The organism is Microbacterium sp. Clip185, from assembly GCF_028743715.1.
Classification (GTDB): Bacteria; Actinomycetota; Actinomycetes; order Actinomycetales; family Microbacteriaceae; genus Microbacterium.
Map to the genome: position 1 here is coordinate 2598920 of NZ_CP117996.1, position 16493 is coordinate 2615412.

Below are 16493 nucleotides of genomic sequence, written 5' to 3' on the forward strand. Positions count from 1 at the left end.
GCTCCCGCAGCGGATGCGGCAGGATGGTGCTGCGCGCGAGGGATGGGGGCCCCGAGATGACGACGCACGACGACCCGACCGATCAACTGGTCTCGTTCGCCGACCTGCTGAACGACGGCGAGGACGACCCACCGCCGGTCGATCGTCGTGTGCGCCGCCGACGCCGCTGGATCGTGGCGATCGTCCTGTTGGTTCTCGTCGTGCTCCCTCTCGCGGCGGGCGGCGGCTATACGGTCTGGGCGTTGAATGCCCCGCTGCCCGAGCCGGTGATGACCGCGGAGAAGCCGTCGGTGTCGACACCCGGCGCGGCCGGCATCGCGATGCCCACGGAGGGGGCGGCGGCGCTGAGCGTGTCGGGCGGCGGTGCCTATCTCGGCGCGGGAGCCAGCGGCATCTGGACCTCGAGCGGCGGCGACGACGCGCGCCCGCTGGCCAGCATCAGCAAGCTCATCACCGCCCTCGTCGTGCTCGACGCATCGCCGCTCAGCGGCCCCGACGACCCCGGGCCGACGATCACGTTCTCGAGGGCCGACCACGACCTGTACGACGAGTACTACGTGCAGGGCGCGACGATCCTCGCCATGCCGACCGGCAGCTCGATGTCGCTGCGCGATGCGCTGACCGCGATGCTGCTCCCCTCGGCCAGCAACTACGCCGACGCTGTCTCCACCTGGGCGTTCGGCTCACGCAGCGGGTTCCTCTCGGCCGCACGCAGCTGGCTCGACGCGCACGGGATGACCGGCACGACGATCGTGGAGCCCACGGGGATCAGCGCACGCAACACCGGCACGCCCACCGACCTCATCACACTCGGCAAGCTGGCCGCATCCGAGCCGACCATCGCTGCGATCGCCGCGATGCCCTCCGCGTCGCTGGGAGATCTCGGCACCGTGACCAACACGAACAACCTCTTGGGCATCGACGGGATCACCGGTCTCAAAACGGGGAACCTGGGGCCCGACAACTACAACCTGCTGTACACCTCGACGCTGGATGTGGGGATCGGCGAGCCTCTGGACGTCACCGGCGTGGTGCTCGGGGTCTACTCCCGCGACACCGTGGACAGCGTCGTGCGCGCACAGCTGCAGAGCATCCGCGACGGCTTCCATACGGTGCAGCTCGCCGAGGAGGGACAGCAGATCGGCACCCTCTCGACGATCTGGGGTTCCCGAGCGGCCCTCGTCGTCGCCTCGGCACCCGGCATCCTGACGTGGTCGGACACCGCCATCTCGGTCTCCATGGACGTCGCGGCACCCCAGACGTACACCGACGGCGAGGTCGTCGGCACGATCACGTGGACGGCCGGGCCGAACACGACGACGGCCGACGTCGTGGTCTCGGGCGACATCGAACCGCCGACCGAGTGGTGGCGGCTCACCCACCCAGGACAGCTCGACGGCGGCTAAGCCACGATCTCGCGGAGCGCGTCCACGATCCGGGTCGCACGGTCATCGTCGACGGCCTCCATCCAGTTCGTGACGAACGAGAAGCCGACCCTGCTGTCGAGATCGGCGAAGGCGACCTGCCCGCCCGCGCCGTCGTGCCCGAAGCTCGACGGTCCGAGATACCGCCGCGCCTCGGAGTCGAGCTGGAACCCCGCGCCCCACCGCGGCCACGGTGGCGGCGCGTCGAAGAACGGCGCCCCCGCCGTGCGCTCGCGCGTGGCGGCGACGACGGTCTGGTCGTCGAGAAGTCGCACCCCATCGGTCTCGGCCACAGTTGCCGACCACAACGCGGCGACGGCGCGCGCCGTCGCGACGACGCCGGCGCCCGGGATGACAGCGGACTGCACGGCCGGCATGTTGAAGCCCTCCGCCTCGCCGACGAGAGTGGGCGGCAACGCACCGCCGAGGGTCATGGCGCGGTCGCCCCAGTCGACGACTCCGGGCGAGCGCTGAGCCGCCTGCTGAGCCACCAACCCCTGGAGCGTAGGACCGACGAACAGGTGCGCGGCCGAGCCGGCGCGCTCAGGCGGCAGACCGAGCCACGCATCCGCGCCCAGCAGCTCGGCCATCTCACGGAACACGACGGCAGCGGGACGACCGCTCGCGCGGTGCACGATCTCGCCCGAGATCCAGCCGTGGGTCAACGCGTGATACGCCCACGCCTCCCCCGGCTTCCACAGCGGCTCCTGGGCCGCGAGCAGCGCGGCGACGCGGTCGAAGTCGAGCAGATCCTCGGTCGTGAGGTCGACGCTGAGCGCCGGCACCCCCGCACGGTGGGCCAGCGCGTCACCGACCGTCACCGCATCCGTGCCGTGCTGGCCGAATTCCGGCCACAGCGCGGCGAGCGGACTGTCGAGGTCGACGCGTCCGGATGCGACGAGCCGCGCGACGAGGATCGACATCAACCCCTTCGAACAGGAGAAGACCACCGACGGGGTGTCGCGTTCCCACGGGCGGTCGATGCGTGCATCCGCGGAACCGGCCCAGAGGTCGACGACGCTGCGACCATCGACGCGGATCGCCAGAGCTCCGCCCATCCGCCCAAGCCCGTCGAACGCCGCCGCGAAGGCGTCGCCGATCGCTTCGAAGCCCGGGGCGATGTGCCCGTTGATCCCGATCATGCTGCGATCTCCTCCACGATGAGCCGGTCGTTCTCCCAGCGCACCGGCAGCGGATCCGACAGAGCGCCCACGAAGGCGCCGTCCGTGCCGATGTTCTCGAACGCGAGCATCACGTCGCGCCCCGCCGCATCCTGCGTGATGCGACCGCTGTAGAGCTTCTCGCTCGCGACGAGCACGGCCCGGTCCACCGGGTAGGGCCCGAGCGGATCCTCGAGGGCCACCGCCCAGATCCCGCCGCGCGCGGCGGTGCGCGCGCCTGCCAGATGCGCGGAATCGCAGGAGAAGATGAGCGCCCATCGGCCGTCGATCTGCACCAACTGCGGGACCTCGAGGTGCGCGAAGCCCGCACCGGGAACGCTGAGCGGCGGACGCACCTCCCAGCGCGACAGGTCGGCGGAACGGGCATGACCGATCACGCCGGCGTCGCGGTGACCGTCGCCCAGGGCGCGCGCGGTGACGAGCATGTGCCACCCGTCCCCGGCGGGGTCGGCGAAGACCCACGGGTCGCGCCACGCCTGTTCGTGCCAGGTGCCGTCGCCGAGCGTCTCGTACCACCGCGGGTCCGCGGCGACGACGACGGAGGCATCCTTCGTCCACGCGCCCGGCTCCGATGCGGAGGCGGCCAGCACGGTCTCCACGTTCGTGTGCGCCGCGGGGTCGAGGAACCGCGAGCCCGTGTAGAACATCCGCCACGTCTGCGCGTCGCGGACGACGCTGCCCGTCCAGGTGGCCGTCGCATCCGGCGCGTCCCCGCCGGACGGTCGCAGCACCGTGTCGTGGACGGTCCAGGTGCGCAGATCGGTCGAGGTGGCGTGACCGACCGTCGCATTGCGATGGCGCAGATCGGGGTCTCCGAGCGAGGTCGGCGCCTGCAGGAAGTACATGTGGTGGGTGTCGCCGTCGCGGGCGAACCAGAAGTCCCAGACCCAGTGGTCAGGCAGCGTGAACGTCACAGAGTTCTCCTCGTGAATGGGGAAGGGCCGCTCAGCCCTTGACGGCGCCTTGCACCAGCGCGCGGATGAACTGCCGCTGGAAGATGAGGAAGAGCACGACCGCGGGCGTGATGATGATCAGCGCACCCGCGTTCAGCAGCGGGATGCTGAGCGAGTACTGCCCCTGGAAGAAGGTCAGCGCACCGGCGACCGTCCGCTGCAGCGGGTCGGCGATGAGCACGACCGGCAGCAGGAACTGGTTCCACGTCCAGATGAACAACAGGATCGCCAGAGCGGAGAGCGCGGGCATCGCGAGCGGGAGCTGGATGCTGCGGAACTCGCGCCAGAGCGACGCTCCGTCCACCCGGGCCGCCTCGGAGAGCTCCCTGGGCACGTTGATGAAGTGGGCCCGCATCCAGAACACGCCGAACGGCATGTACAGCCCGATGAGCGGGAAGATCACCGCCCACGGGGTGTTCACGGTGCCGAGCGACTGCGCCTGGTAATAGAGCGGGATGATGAGGGCCTCGAACGGGATCGTCAGGCCCAGGATGAAGAACACCAGCACTGCGCGACCGAAACGCACCTGGAGCGATCCGAGCGCGAACCCGGCGAGGGTGGCGGCGATGAGGCTCGCCGGCACGACTCCGAGCACGATGAGCATGCTGGAGCCCATCAGCTGCCAGACGTGGCCGGTCTCGAACGCCGTGGCGAAGTTGCCCCACTGCGGGTCGGTCGGCCAGGTGAGGCCGGTCGGGTTGCGATCGGCGGGCTGCAGGGCGGCCGAGAACATGCTGACCAGCGGCAGCACGGTGACGATCACCGCCACGCTGAGAAGGAGGTAGCCGAGCACTCGCTCGGTGCGGCTGGCGATCACGAGTCGCTCGCTCTCGAGAGTCGTTGGATGGGCAGGACGACGACGAGCACCAGCACCATCAGCACGATGCCGAAGGCGGATGCGAGGCCGACGTCGCTCTGGGTGAACCCGATGCGGAAGATGGACAGGCCGGGAACGAGGGTGGCCCGGCCCGGCCCGCCCTGCGTCGAGGTGTAGATGATGTCGAAGCTGGACAGCGCGGCGATGACGGTGACCGTCACGAGCACGGCGATCTCCTGGCGCAGCCCGGGGAGGGTGATCGTGAAGAACTCGCGCCACCACCCGGCGCCGTCGAGCCGGACCGCCTCGTAGAGCGAGACGTCGATCTTGCCGAGGCCGGTGAGCAGCAGCACCGTGCACAGCCCCGTCAGCACCCACGACCCGATCAGACCGACCGCCGGAAGAGCAGTGCCGTAGTCGGCGAGCCAGGGGCGGGTGATCCAGCCGAGTCCCAGCCATCCCAGGATCTGGTTGACCGCACCGGTCTGCGCGTACATCCACGACCAGGCGATACCGGCCGCCGCGAGCGGGATGATCTGCGGCAGGAAGAGCACCGTCTGCGCCGACGCAGCGAACGCTTTCGAGCGAAGCCCGCGGATCAGGGTTGCAAGCACGAGACCCGCCCCCACGGGGATGATCGTGAAGAACGCGATCAGCACGAAGGCGTTGCGGATGGCGCCGAGCAGGTCGGGATCGGTGAAGACGGTGAAGTAGTTGTCCACCCCCACCCAGCGGGCGACGCCGATGCCGTTCCAGTCGTAGAACGAATACTGCACCCCCTGGATGAGGGGCCAGACGACGAACGACACGTAGGCCGCGAGAGCCGGCACGAGCAGGAGCCAACCGGCGAGCGTCCCGCGCCGGGCGGCCGCCTTGGCAGCGGCCCGGCGCGGGGGTGCGGTCGTCGCCGCGGCGGTGCCGTCGGGTCGGGGTGCCGCCACAGCGGCGACCGCACGGTCGGTCATTTGCCGCCGACCTCCTTCTCGTAGAACGCCTGCACGCGGTCCACGAACTCCTTGCCCGTGATCTGGCTCGTGACCAGCAGCTGCGACTCGGGGATGATCGATCCGGCGTAGATGCCGGCGGTCGTGTTGGCCATGAAGTCGACCTGGCCGTTCTCGGCACCGATCTGCGCAGACATTGCGAGCGCATCCTCGATGAGCGAGCCGGACTCGACCTTCGGCATCTCGAGCGACGGGTCGCCGCCGGGCGAGGCACCGGTCACGTCCACGATGATCTGGCGTGCGGTCGGGTCGGTGTGAACCCAGTTGAGGAAGTACACGATCTCGTTGAGGTGGGCCGACTTGGCCGCCACCGAGAAGGAGTTCGCCGCGCCCATGGCGACATGGTCTCCTCCGGCCTCGGCCGGCGGGACGAGGAAGAACGACACGTCGGAGCCGAGTGCCTTCTGGTAATTCGCCGCCTCCCAGTTGCCGTTGAAGGTGAACAGACCCTCGCCCGCACCGAAGCGGCTCGTGAAGGTGAAGTAGTCGATCGCGTTGATGTCGGACGGGAAGTAGCCCGCATCCGCCCACTTGCGCACGAGCTCGGCACCCTTCACGTTGCCCTCCTCGTCGTAGCGGGCGCCCGGCTCATTGAACATCCACGACAGGAACTGGTCCTTGTCCACGTACTGGTTCATCGCCGCCTGCACGACGAAGTTGACGACGCCGTCCTTGTCGCCGGCCATGATCGGCAGGATGCCGGCGGCCTTGGCCTTGGCCATGTCGTCCTCGAGCTCGGCGAGTGTCTGCGGCGGCGCATCGATACCGAGCTGGGCGGCCAGCTTGTCGTTCATGTAGATGCCGGTGATGCTGTAGCCGAGCCCGAGCTGATACAGCGAGCCCGAGCCGCGGATGCCGTCCTCGCTCATCCGCAGCGGCGCGAGCTGCGAGGCGGGCCACGCATCCCAGCCGTAGGCGTCGAAGTACGGGTCGAGATTGGCGACCAGACCGTCACGCACCGTGTCGCCCAGGGTGGGGAGGCGGATGAGGTCGGGCGGTGTCGCGCTCGCGAGCAGTTTCGGGGCGTTGGCCGTCAGGTTCTGGAACGTGTCACGAGTGATGGTGAAGGTCACGTTCGGGTGCTGCTTGGTGAACTCCTCGGTCAGCTTGTCGGTGACCGGGAAGCCCGTCTCGTCGGCGATCGTCAGCTCGACCGGGTCGGAGGTGAGCTCCGTCGAGACGGTGACGTCGTTCTGGGCGGCCGGTGCGGCGGCTCCCGGCGCGCAGGCCGTCAGAGCGGCTGCGGCGAGGCCGGTGATCGCCAGCAGGGCGACCGGCCCTGAGCGACGCAGGCGGCGGTGCGGTGTCGTAGTCATGGGGCGACTCCTTTGTCTGTGGTGCAAAACACGGCTCCGGGGGACGGGAACATCGGGTCATGTTCTCGGCGATCCGGTTGCTGAATGGATTTAGCACGCACATTGTGCGCATACTGGGTCCCCAGTGTCAATGTCCGCTCCGCGTACGCTGGGGGAGCATTCAAGGAGGTGTGCGTGGGGAAGCGAGTCACCCTTGCGGATGTCGCGCGCAAAGCCGGACTGTCACCGTCCGCCGCATCGATGATCCTCAACGGCCGCCCCGACACCCGCCTGTCGGCCGATGCCCATGAGCGCGTGCACGCCGCCGCATCCGAGCTCGGATACCGGCCGAACGTCGCCGCGAGGGCGCTGCGCACCGACACAACCCACACGATCGGCTTCGTCTCCGATCACGTCGCCACGACCCGCTTCGCGAGCGGCCTCATCAAGGGGTCCCTCGAAGCGGCCGAGGCGGCGGGTCATGTCGTGCTGGTCGCCGAGACCGGCGGTGAACCGGAGCGTGAGGTCGAAGCCGTCTCGGCGCTGCTGGATCGTCAGGTCGACGGGATCATCTTCGCCTCCATGCGGGCGCGGGAGACCTTCGTGCCGCCCTTGCCCTCCCGCACGCGCATCGTGATGCTCAACGCGACGAACGACGTGCACACCTGTAGCGTGCTCCCCGACGAGGAGACCGGCGGGCGGCGGGCGGTCGAGCTGCTCGCCGATGCAGGCATCACCGAGGGCATCGTGCTTCTCGGCTACGACGCCGAGGCGGAGCGCGACGTGTTCCGCTCCGAGACGGTCGCGTCCCGCATCCGCGGCATGTCCGATGCCCTGTGCGAGCGAGGGATGACGCTGGCACGCTCGGAGTCCATCTGGCTGTGGGAGCCCGCGAGCGGCCATGAAGTGATCTCCCGACTGCTGGCCGAGGGCGAGCGACCGAAGGCGATCATCTGCCTCAACGACCGGCTCGCCTTCGGCGCCTCACAGGCGCTGACCGAGGCGGGCTTGAGCATCCCGGACGACGTGTCGCTCGTCTCCTTCGACAACGACGAGCTCGCGGCCTACCTGCGACCTGGCCTCACCACCATCGGATTGCCGCACGAGGAGATGGGCCGTCGCGCGGTCGAACTCCTGCTCGAGCCGGACGGCCCGCCGCCCGGCATCCACCTCGTGGAGATGCCGGTCGTCGTCCGCGCCTCCATCCGCCCGACGACCCCTGGCTAGGCGCCGGCAGGCGAGTAGCCGATCAGCCACGTCACCCCGAACGCATCGCGCACCTGCCCGTCGACGTCACCCCACGGCCGCTCCCCCATCGCCTCTATGACGGTTCCCGTCGCGGCGAGCGCGTCGAACCATCGCCGGGACGTCACCGCGTCGCCGGCGCCCAGCAGCGCGAAGAGCACGCCGTGCACCTGGACGGATGCGGCGCCGTCGGCCGCATCCGAACCGAACAGGTCGACGGGGCCGCGCAGCTCGCCGTGCGCGATCCACGACGGTGCGCCGTCCCGGCGGCCGAACTCCGCGAAGGTGTGCAGCTCGAGGTCACCGCCGAACACGTCGCGGTAGGTCTTCAGCGCGTCCGCGGCGATGCCGGCGAACTGCAGGTACGGGACGGGGGCGGCCATTCCGGCAGGCTACCGGCCGCCGCCGACCTGCGTCGTGATCAGACGAGCCAGGCGCGCTCGTCGCCGCTGAAGCGGTTGACAGCGCCCGGCGTGGACGTCGCCCGCTCGTACATCCGTGCGAGCCCGGGCATCACCGCCTGGTTGCGTTCGTCGAGGCGGTCCTGACGTTCGATGATCTCCTCGAGGCGCTCGGTGAGTTCGGCGCGCGCGGCGCGCTCGTCGACCGTGATCACCTCGCCGCCGGCGACGACCACGCGTCCCTGCACCATGACGATGTCGATCGAGGAGCCGTTCTCGGAGTAGACGAGCTGCAGGTCGAGCTTCTGACGGGGCGTGAACGCCATGGTCTCGAGGTCGTAGATCACCAGGTCGGCCTGCTTGCCGACTTCGAGCGACCCGGCGACGTCATCGAGCACAGCGCTGCGGGCTCCCCCGATCGTGGCAGCGGCCAGCACCTCGGCGACCGTGGGCCACTGGTCGATGCCCGGCTCGGTCACCTTGTGCAGCAGAGCCGCGGTCTTTATGACATCGAGCATCCGCGGCGAATCGCTGCTCGAGCAACCGTCCGTGCCGAGGCCCAGGTTGACGCCCGCGTTCTGGAGCTTGCGCCACGCGGCGATCCCCGAGCCGAGCTTCAGGTTGGAGATCGGGTTATGGGAGATGGAGGTGCCTGCCGCAGCGACCGTCTGCATGTCGGCATCCGTGAGCCAGATTCCGTGCGCGAGCGTCGTGTTCGGCGAAAGAGCTCCGATGGACGCCATGTAGGAGACCAGGCTCCCGCCGTACGACTCGTCCCCGGTGACCAGCTGCGTCTTCGTCTCGAGCACGTGGATGTGGCACTCGGCGGCGAACTCCAGCGCCATCTCTGTCGCCCCGGTCAGCAGGGCGGGTTCGCACCGCTGCGGCGCGGAGGGCGCGACCATGAACCGCAGCCGGCCGTTCGCGCGACCGTGGTGCGCGGCGAAGGCCTCGCGGGCGAACGTCAGGTACTCGTCGGTGGTCGGCACGCGCGCGGAACGGATCTCGCTCACCACGCCTGCGGGCAGGTAGTCCTCGGCGAAGGGCACCGTATCGAGGAAGGGGCGGTTGATGACGTGTCCCGAGACGTTCGCCCGCACGCCCAGCTGCTCGTAGGCGTCGAAGACCGCCGCGAGCTGCTCGTGATCCTGCCCCGGAGTCTCGAGCACGTCGTCGACGAGGGTCGTCACACCTGCCTTGAGCGACTCGATCCCGAAGAGGGTCGTGCGAAGACGCACGAGATCCGGCGCGACGCGGCTGTCACCGAGGATCGGATACGACATCGCCATCCACATCTCCAGCGGCAGGTTGTCGTAGCGACCCTTGTAGAGCATCTCCCACGAGTGCGTGTGCGCGTTCACGAAGCCCGGTGCGACGAGGCGGTCGCGCCCCTCGATGATCTCGTCGCCGGGCTCGGGCTCCAGGTGCTCGCCGATCGCGACGATGACACCGTCGGCGATGCGGATGCTGCGCACGAGCGGAGTGCTGCCCGAGATCGGGTCCATGGTGATGACGTGGGCGTCGCGGATGAAGGTGCTCATGGTGTGGTTCTCCGTGGAGGGGTGGGGCGGGGCGCTGCGGGGACCCTCAGCGGGTGGATACGGTCTCGCGGGATTCGGGAGCCTGGGTGAACTGCTGCGCCTCGACCCACGGCTTGTGGCTGTTGCGTGCCAGCAGCCAGTAGGTGAGACCTGCGGCGACACCGCCGGTGAGCCAGGAGATGTCCAGGCCGCCGAGGGCCCGCGAGCCGAGGCCCTGCAGCGCCGGCACCATCCCGTTCAGGAACAGCCAGGTGAAGGCGATCCCGACGAAGAAGGCGATCAACGCACGCGGGTTTACGTCGGGCAGACGCTTGGAGCCGACGGCGTCGAACAGGTGGTCGAACCGGCGGGAGCGGCGCTCGAAGATTCCGTAGTGAACGAGCATGATCGCGCCCCACGTGGCGACCCAGCCGACCACCCCGACCAGCCACGCGTCGAGGGTCTGGGCCGCATCCTCCTGGAAGATGAAGAAGACGGCGGCGGCGAGCGAGAGCACGCCGACGAGGATGTTCAGGGCTTTGCGACCGACCTTCAGATCGAGCGCCTGGGCGGCGACGCTGAAGCTGTAGATGTTGAGCACGTTGGTGGCGATGGGCCCGTGCAGCACCAGGAGCAGGACCGGGATGGCGAGGGCTCCGAAGTTCTCGACGATGAGCTGGCCGGGATCGACCGTGCCGTTCTTCGTGGCGAGGGATGCTCCGAGCAGACCGAGCCAGATGACGGGGATGAACTGCCCCAGGGCACTCGCGAGGTACAGCTTGCGGCGCGGGACGCTCGTGCTGATGAAGCGCGAGTAGTCCGCCGCGTAGGTCAACCAGGTGATGCCCCAGCCGATGCCGATGGCGGTCATCACGGCCGACATCGCGACGATGCGGTCGCCGCCGGAGAGCTCCGCGCCGGCGGGGCCCGCGTAGCCCCAGTCGATGTCGAGGAAGAACCACGCGACGACAGACATGATCACCAGAACGAGCACCGTCGGCGGCACCGTCCACCGCTCGAACGCGGCGATCGCCTTGTATCCCGCGAGCGCAACGCCCACCTGGATCGCCATGATGAGGGCGGCGATGCCGATCTTCCAACCGATGTTCGCCTGCGTCGGATCCAGCCAGCCCAGCTCGCCGAGCAGGGCCGTCACGAGGTCGAGCACGATCCAGGTGTTGACGGCGCACCATCCGATCACCACGACCGCCTGGATCACCGAGGGCAGGTAGTTGCCGCGGCGACCGAACACCGCGCGGCCGAGGAGCATGCCGGTGACGCCGGTCTTCTGGCCGAACAGCACGAAGATGCCGAACAGGCCCATGCCGATCAGGTTGCCGATCACGAGCACGAGCATCGTGTCGAGCAGGCTGAGACCCATGCTGATGCCGAGCGCTCCCAGCACCCAGTTGATGGGTGCGATGTTCGCCCCCATCCAGATCCAGAACTGGCCGGACACGCGCGTCGTGCGGGCCGACTCGGGAATGGGCTGGAGCGTCTCTTCGACGTCGTGCGGGCTGGCAGAAGACATGGGCGGCGTCCTTCTCGCGAGGTGGAGCGATCAAGTGGAGCGGGTCGCCACCCAGCATGCGGCGACGGTGTTTCCGTGCTCGCGGCGCTCTGTAAACTCGCCGTCACGGCGAATGGACAAAATGTATGCCCCTCCTGCTCGATCAGATCCTCGCGGACGCCGTCGTCCAGAAGACCGAACCCGAACTCATCTGCGGCACCGCATCCGAGGTCGATGTGCGCTGGGTGCACGCGAGCGAGCAGCTCGACATCGCGCCGCTCCTGCGCGGCGGGGAGCTCATCCTCATGGAGGGGGTCAACCTCGTCACGGCGGATGCGGCCGAGCTGCGCGCCTACGTCGACACCCTCGTCGCCCGTGACATCGCCGCACTCGCCGTCGAGACGACGCCCCGGCTCCCCCGCATCCCCGACGCGCTCCTGGAACAGGCTGAGGCGAGCGGCCTGCCGGTGATCCACCTGCGGCGCCGGGTGCCGTTCGCGCAGATCTGCGAGAGCATCAACAGCCAGCTCGCCGATGTGAGCCTGCGGCGCCTGCGCATCGCCGATCGGATCTCCCTCGCGCTCTCCGAGGCGATCGAGAACCTGGCGAGCATCGATCAGTTACTCGCCCTCATACGCGATCAGGCGAATTCGTCGGCGCAGCTCACGTCGCTGTCCGGCCAGACGCTGGGCGTCGCGCTCGTCGATGCCGAGACGCCGTCGCTCGGCATCGAGTACACCGCACCGGTGTCCTTCGGCGGCACGGTCGTCGCGACGCTCACGCTGCGGCCGGCGGCGGACGCCGATATCCACCTCATCTCGGGTGCGCTGTCACGGGCGCCCGAGATCCTCGCCATCGCGCTGCTGCGCACGCATCCGCTCTCGCCTCACGACCGGCGCCGCAGCCGCTTCATCTCGCTGCTCGCGTCGAGCGGTCCACGCACCTCCGCCGCCGAACACGCGCGCGAGCTCACCACGCTGGCCGTACGGCTGGGGTTCGAGCCCGCCGACCGGTTCATCCCGTTCGTCGTCGAACTCGGCGACCCCTCGACCGTCACGGCGGTGCAGGACGCGATCGCGGCGATCTCGCCACGATCGACCGGGCAGTTCGCCGACGGCCAGTACGTCGGAATCGTGGGGTTCGCCCCGTCATGGGACGCACAGAACGTACGCGACGCGGTGACGGACGCCCTGCGGCGCCTCGCCTCGCGCGGGGGCGTGCGCGCCGCGGTCGGGCCCACCAGCGCGAGCGTGGACCGAGCCGTGCGAGCCGTGCGCTCCGCTCGGGAGAGCGTGCCGTACGCCTCGGACGCGGACCCGGTGGTGGATGCGGCGAGCATCGCCGTGACGCGGCTCTGGCCGCTGCTGTCGCAGATCGATCCGGTCGCTGAGTTCATCGACGAGCAGATCGGCGCGCTCCTCGATCGGGACGCCGTCTCGCACGGCGAGCTGTTCGACACGCTGCGCGCACTGGCCGAGAATCTCGGCAGCAAGACGGATGCGGCCGCATCCCTCGGCATCCACCGGCAGACCTTCTACCAACGATTCGAGCGCATCACTGCCGTCATCGGACCGCTCGAGCCCGGGTCGGCCCGGGTCGGTGCGCTGCTCACCGCCGTTTTCCTCGAGCAGGCACGGCGACAAGCCGCCGCTGCGGCCGACGCGAAGCGGGAGGGAGCGGGGCCCACGGACGCGTGACGGTACGGTCAGTCCTGCTCCGCGCGCACGATCGCGGCGCCGGCGCTCAGCGCGCTGAGCTTGGCGAGAGCCACCTCACGCGGCAGCGGCGCCATGCCGCAGTTGGTGCTCGGTATCAGCTTGTCGGCGTCGACATAGCGGAGCGCACCGCGCAGCGTGCCGGCGACCTCCTCCGGCGTCTCGATCTCGTCGGTGGCGACATCGATGGCGCCGAGCATGACCTTCTTGCCGTCAAGAAGCCCGATGAGCTCCATCGGCACGCGGGAGCCGTGGCTCTCGAGCGAGACGATGTCGATCGCGGAGCGCTGCAGGAGCGGGAAGGATTCCTCATACTGACGCCACTCGGAGCCCAATGTCTGCTTCCACCGGGTGTTGGCCTCGATGCCGTAGCCGTAACAGATGTGCACGACGGTCTCGGCTCGCAGCCCCTCGGCCGCGCGCTCCAGGGCGGCGATCCCCCAGTCGCGCATCTCGTCGAAGAACACGTTGAAGGCGGGCTCGTCGAACTGGATGACGTCGATACCCGCCGCCTCGAGCTCCTTGGCCTCCTCGTTGAGGATGACCGCGAACTCCCACGCCAGCTTCTCGCGACTTCTGTAGTGGCGGTCGGCGAGCGTGTCGATCATCGTCATGGGGCCGGGAAGCGCCCACTTCAGGGGGCGGTCCGTCTGCTGGCGGAGGAACCGCGCGTCGTCGACGAAGACCGGCTCGGGCCGACTCACGGCGCCCACGACGGTGGGCACACTCGCGTCGTAGCGGTCACGGATGCGCACCGTCTCGCGGCGATCGAAATCGACGCCCGCCAGGTGCTCGATGAAGGTCGTCACGAAGTGCTGGCGGGTCTGCTCGCCGTCGCTGACGATGTCGATGCCACGACGCTGCTGCTCCTGCACGGCGATGCGCAACGCGTCCTGCTTGCCCTCGACGAGGGCCTCACTCGCCAGCTCCCACGGCGACCAGAGGACTTCCGGCTTCGCGAGCCACGAGGGCTTCGGGAGGCTCCCGACGATCGCGGTCGGCAGCAGCGCGGGCGTCTCTGCGAGACTCATCGGGCGAGTGCCGGCTCGAGACCGGCCCATCGTGCGAGCACATCACCGTAGGGCGTCAGGAAGTGCTCTGCCGCGTAGGTGCCCTGCGTGATCGCCAGCTGCGCGCGCTCGACGCGGTCGTAGTCGACCTGCGTGCGCGAGAAGTCTCCGTGCTCCAGACTCGGGCGGTAGACGCTGCCCGCCGCCGCGTTCGCGTTGTAGATCTCCGGGCGGTAGATCTTCTGGAAGCTCTCCATCGTGCTGATCGTGCCGACCAGCTGCAGGTTCGTGTAGTCGTTGGCCAGGTCGCCCCGGAAGTAGAACGCCAGCGGCGCCGCGGCACCCACGGGCATGAAGTAGCGCACCCGAAGCCCCATGCGGGCGAAATACTCGTCGGTCAGCGAGTATTCGCTCTGGAGGTACTCGACACCGAGCACCGGATGCGTGTTGTCGGTGCGACGGTACGTCTTGGTCGTCGAGACGCTGATGCAGATCACCGGCGGCGCCTCGAAGCGCGCACGGTAGGCGTCCGAGTCCAGGAACGCCTGGAACAGCGCACCGTGCAGGGCGCCGAAGTCGTCGGGGACCGTGAAGGTGCCGGCATCAGCGGTGACGGCGGGAAGGCGCACGCTGAAGTCGAAGTCGCGCACGTAGGACGAGAAGTTGTTGCCGACGATCCCGTGGCGGCGAGCGCCGGTGTGCAGGTCGCGGATGTGGACGTCGAGCACCTCGAGCAGGGGGAAGTGGCGCTCTTCGCCGTCGGCGGTCAGCGCCGCATCCACCGAGACGATCTCGAGCTCGACGGCGTACCGGTCGCCGTTCGGGTTGTCCCACCGGGCGAGGTCGTTGCACCGGCGGTCGATCATCGTGAGAACGTTGCGGAGGTTCTGCTGCCGGCCCTCCCCGCGGGCGAGGTTGGCGAAGTTCGTCGTGGCACGGGACTCGACGGAGGGCGAGTAGTCCTCGTCGAACGGTGTCGTGGAGATGCGGAACGTGAGCTCGTTCGTCATGCGCAGCCAATCGGGGATCTCACGCGGCCGGCGGGTCGCGCAGGGGTTGTCGTGCCATCGTGCCGAGGATCTGCACCCATCGGGTAATTCGGCGTGACTATGCGCTGCTATAGCCTTCGACTATGGCAAAAACCTCCGCGGGCATCTCGCTGCAACAGCTCCACTACTTCGTGGAGGTCGCGGCGGAGGGATCGATCTCCGCCGCGGCCGATCTGCTCTACGTCTCGCAGCCCACGATGTCGGCGGCGATGAAAGACCTCGAGGCCCGGGTGGGGCGAGCCCTCCTCATCCGCTCGGCGCGGGGTGTCACGCTCACCGCGGATGGCACCGAGTTCCTCGGCTACGCCCGGCAGGTCGTCGAGCAGGTCGCGCTCCTCGAACAGCGCTACCTCGGCCGGCCGCCGGCCCGGCGCCTGCTCGGCGTCTCCACGCAGCACTACTCGTTCGCAGTGGACGCGTTCGTGCGGATGGTGAGGAGCTTCGGCGCCGCGGAGTACGAGTTCTCACTGCGAGAGACGCGCACGTGGGACATCATCGAGGACGTCCGCACGCTCCGCAGCGAGATCGGCATCCTGTACCGCGACGACGTCAACCGGAACGTGATCAACAAGCTGCTCCGCGATGCGGGGCTGGCCTTCCATCCGCTGTTCTTCGCCGAGCCGCACATCTTCATCTCGCGGAAGAACCCGCTCGCCGCACGGGGTCGTGCGACACTCGACGACCTCGCCGATCTGCCGCGACTCACCTTCGATCAGGGTGCGAACAACTCGTTCTACCTCGCTGAGGAGATCCTCTCGACCCTCTCCGCGAAGCAGGAGATCCGGGTGTCCGACCGCGCGACGATCTTCAACCTCATGATCGGTCTCGGCGGCTACACGATCTCCACGGGCATCATCAGCGACGACCTCGATCCCGAGATCGTCGCCGTCCCCCTCGAGGTCGACGTGAGGATCGAGATCGGCTGGATCGGTCAGGCCGCCCTCGGGCTCACCGAACAGGCGCAGCGCTACCTCGACGAGGTGCGGGCGGTGGTGTCAGGCTTCGGTGTGGAAGTGTTGGGGTAGGGGCTCGGGCCGAACGCACGAACGACTGCCCTCGCGGCCGGCGCGGTCGCGATCATCGGCCTGCTCAGCGGGTGTGCGACGCCTGCCGGCAGGGGCAGCTCTGCGACGATCACGTACGAGGTCGACGGGCAGCAGAAGACGACCGCGTTCACTCCGAGCAACGTCACCTGCAACGACCGGGGCGCAGTGAGCCTGAGCTTTCCCGACAAGCCCTTGAGCGGTGTTTCCCTCTGCCCAGGTAGCGCGGACACAGTCGAGACGTGGGTCTCAGATCAGCAACTGATCGTCTTCATGTCAGAGAGCGTCGCGGTCGCAGAGGGAGCCTTCGCGACGAGACGTCGCTG

14 protein-coding genes are annotated in these 16493 nt (G+C 68.8%); 4 read left to right on the forward strand and 10 right to left on the reverse strand.

The window, feature by feature from the left end; genetic code table 11:
• The first annotated feature begins 56 nt into the window (after positions 1-56).
• Positions 57-1406, forward strand: coding sequence for a D-alanyl-D-alanine carboxypeptidase family protein (locus tag PQV94_RS12585; RefSeq protein ID WP_274286150.1), 1350 nt, complete (start codon positions 57-59; stop codon positions 1404-1406).
• Here the strand turns inward: PQV94_RS12585 and PQV94_RS12590 are convergent.
• From PQV94_RS12590 to PQV94_RS12610, 5 genes are read right to left on the reverse strand one after another with little or no spacing between them, the layout of a single operon-like run.
• Positions 1403-2566, reverse strand: a complete 1164-nt coding sequence (locus PQV94_RS12590; protein ID WP_274286151.1) for a serine hydrolase domain-containing protein — start codon at positions 2564-2566, stop codon at positions 1403-1405. The genes PQV94_RS12585 and PQV94_RS12590 overlap by 4 nt on opposite strands.
• Positions 2563-3519: a glycosyl hydrolase family 32 gene (locus tag PQV94_RS12595; protein ID WP_274286152.1), complete on the reverse strand. Its 957-nt coding sequence runs from the start codon at positions 3517-3519 to the stop codon at positions 2563-2565. The genes PQV94_RS12590 and PQV94_RS12595 overlap by 4 nt, the downstream gene beginning before the upstream one ends.
• Before the next feature lie 31 nt (positions 3520-3550).
• A complete protein-coding gene (locus PQV94_RS12600; RefSeq protein ID WP_274286153.1) occupies positions 3551-4375 on the reverse strand; it encodes a carbohydrate ABC transporter permease in 825 nt (274 codons plus the stop codon).
• A complete protein-coding gene (locus tag PQV94_RS12605; RefSeq protein WP_274286154.1) occupies positions 4372-5340 on the reverse strand; it encodes a carbohydrate ABC transporter permease in 969 nt (322 codons plus the stop codon). The genes PQV94_RS12600 and PQV94_RS12605 overlap by 4 nt, the downstream gene beginning before the upstream one ends.
• Positions 5337-6695: an ABC transporter substrate-binding protein gene (locus PQV94_RS12610; protein ID WP_274286155.1), complete on the reverse strand. Its 1359-nt coding sequence runs from the start codon at positions 6693-6695 to the stop codon at positions 5337-5339. The genes PQV94_RS12605 and PQV94_RS12610 overlap by 4 nt, the downstream gene beginning before the upstream one ends.
• A gap of 174 nt (positions 6696-6869) precedes the next feature.
• Here PQV94_RS12610 and PQV94_RS12615 point away from each other — a divergent pair, with 174 nt between their 5' ends.
• A complete protein-coding gene (locus PQV94_RS12615; protein WP_274286156.1) occupies positions 6870-7901 on the forward strand; it encodes a LacI family DNA-binding transcriptional regulator in 1032 nt (343 codons plus the stop codon).
• Here PQV94_RS12615 and PQV94_RS12620 read toward each other — a convergent pair.
• From PQV94_RS12620 to PQV94_RS12630, 3 genes are read right to left on the reverse strand one after another with little or no spacing between them, the layout of a single operon-like run.
• Positions 7898-8302, reverse strand: a complete 405-nt coding sequence (locus tag PQV94_RS12620; RefSeq protein WP_274286157.1) for a VOC family protein — start codon at positions 8300-8302, stop codon at positions 7898-7900. The two genes, PQV94_RS12615 and PQV94_RS12620, sit on opposite strands and share 4 nt — an antisense overlap.
• Before the next feature lie 38 nt (positions 8303-8340).
• Entirely contained in the window at positions 8341-9861 is a 1521-nt protein-coding gene (locus tag PQV94_RS12625; protein WP_274286158.1) for an amidohydrolase family protein, read from the reverse strand.
• A 46-nt stretch (positions 9862-9907) separates the two neighbouring features.
• On the reverse strand, positions 9908-11371 hold the full coding sequence (locus tag PQV94_RS12630) for a purine-cytosine permease family protein (protein ID WP_274286159.1): 1464 nt from the start codon (positions 11369-11371) through the stop codon (positions 9908-9910).
• A 125-nt stretch (positions 11372-11496) separates the two neighbouring features.
• On the opposite strand from PQV94_RS12630, the gene PQV94_RS12635 reads away from it, so the two are divergent.
• Positions 11497-13047 carry a PucR family transcriptional regulator gene (locus PQV94_RS12635; RefSeq protein WP_274286160.1) on the forward strand — a complete coding sequence of 517 codons (1551 nt, stop codon included), beginning with the start codon at positions 11497-11499 and terminating at the stop codon, positions 13045-13047.
• A gap of 8 nt (positions 13048-13055) precedes the next feature.
• On the opposite strand, the gene PQV94_RS12640 is transcribed toward PQV94_RS12635, so the two are convergent.
• Positions 13056-14096: a methionine synthase gene (locus tag PQV94_RS12640; protein ID WP_274286161.1), complete on the reverse strand. Its 1041-nt coding sequence runs from the start codon at positions 14094-14096 to the stop codon at positions 13056-13058.
• The gene (locus tag PQV94_RS12645) at positions 14093-15085 is read right to left on the reverse strand and encodes a putative oxygenase MesX (RefSeq protein WP_274286162.1); all 993 of its coding nucleotides are present in this window, start codon (positions 15083-15085) and stop codon (positions 14093-14095) included. The genes PQV94_RS12640 and PQV94_RS12645 overlap by 4 nt, the downstream gene beginning before the upstream one ends.
• A 122-nt stretch (positions 15086-15207) precedes the next feature.
• On the opposite strand from PQV94_RS12645, the gene PQV94_RS12650 reads away from it, so the two are divergent.
• Positions 15208-16149 carry a LysR family transcriptional regulator gene (locus PQV94_RS12650; protein ID WP_274286163.1) on the forward strand — a complete coding sequence of 314 codons (942 nt, stop codon included), beginning with the start codon at positions 15208-15210 and terminating at the stop codon, positions 16147-16149.
• Positions 16150-16493: the final 344 nt, after the last annotated feature.